Source organism: Pontibacter virosus (genome assembly GCF_003096355.1).
Taxonomy (GTDB): domain Bacteria; phylum Bacteroidota; class Bacteroidia; order Cytophagales; family Hymenobacteraceae; genus Pontibacter; species Pontibacter virosus.
This window is the reverse complement of the sequence record NZ_QEKI01000037.1, coordinates 377-1,663: the sequence shown is the minus strand read 5'-3', so window position 1 is coordinate 1,663 and position 1,287 is coordinate 377. Positions and strand designations below refer to the sequence as shown.

Sequence of the window (1,287 nt, the reverse complement as noted above, 5' to 3'; positions counted from 1 at the left end):
GCCCAGCTCCAGGCTGTGGAAGGAGGAGAGCGGGTCGCTGCCCTCGAAGTTCTGGCTGAACAGCAAACTGGCCGTGGCCTTGCCAACCGACTCAACCCCAAGTGATAGGCTGGTTTTCTGTTGTCTCTGAAGGTAATTAAACAGAAGTAGACTAACTGCAACGGTTAATACTGTCTTGCTAAAAACTTCTTTCATATGAATCTAAATTTATTTATCACTTTACACTAATGAATTCAGATTGAAAACATCATTGATCAGCAAGGTGAGCTAGTCATACTTTTACTATTTAGAATAAATATCGTTCAATTAATAAGTGTCAAAATTAAATTTGATTGAATCTGACTTCTATTACTAAGTAATAATTGCCAATCACTCAAAACTGTAATGCATCTCAATTTTATTCAACTCGTGTTTTAATCAACAAGGCTATAAAATAATGCCCATAGTCCAGCAACATGTTATATCTATATAAAAAAAGCGGTGCTGGAAGTTTCCAGCACCGCTTTTCATTTGATTAGCCTCGTATCTAATGTTTACTTGTTGCTATTCTTTAATATTGAAGCTAACCTGTACCGGAGTACCTGCTACGCCTGAGGCCGAGTAAGGGGTGGCTTTCAGGGTATAGCTGCCCGTTGGCAGGATCTGGTTGTAGTAGTAGTTGCCTCTTCCATCATCACCGAACAGGGCGAAAGGAGCCGCTTTGTCTGTGGAGCTATGGCCTTTGGCACCCACCAGTTCAAACTTCACGTTCGCCACAGTCGACTGGTCGAAGTTTGCACGGAAGTTGAACTTCTTGGTACCCAGGGCGCTGAAGCTCAGCGTGGAACCGTCAGTTAGCTGCGCCAAGTCCTTATCCGAGTTGGCGTCTATAAGGGTGAGACTTACAGCATTATTATTAACTACTGGCGTAGTAGTTGCTGTTTCATCGCTAGTTGATGGAGCAAATGAATTTGGTCCCGACTCTACAATATTAAATCTAACCTGTACCGGAGTACCTGCTACGCCTGAGGCCGAGTAAGGGGTGGCTTTCAGGGTATAGCTGCCCGTTGGCAGGATCTGGTTGTAGTAGTAGTTGCCTCTTCCATCATCACCGAACAGGGCGAAAGGAGCCGCTTTGTCTGTGGAGCTATGGCCTTTGGCACCCACCAGTTCAAACTTCACGTTCGCCACAGTCGACTGGTCGAAGTTTGCACGGAAGTTGAACTTCTTGGTACCCAGGGCGCTGAAGCTCAGCGTGGAACCGTCAGTTAGCTGCGCCAAGTCCTTATCCGAGTTGGCGTCTATAAG

Annotated in this window: 1 protein-coding gene and 1 pseudogene; both read right to left on the bottom strand. The window is 45.5% G+C overall.

The genetic code is table 11. The features are described from left to right. Positions 1-195 (bottom strand): hypothetical protein (locus C8E01_RS21510; RefSeq protein WP_133242819.1); only part of this gene is annotated, 195 nt, incomplete at its 3' end. Positions 196-543: 348 nt separating this feature from the next. Next, positions 544-1,287 (bottom strand): annotated as a pseudogene (locus tag C8E01_RS21380) (hypothetical protein); the annotation flags it as partial.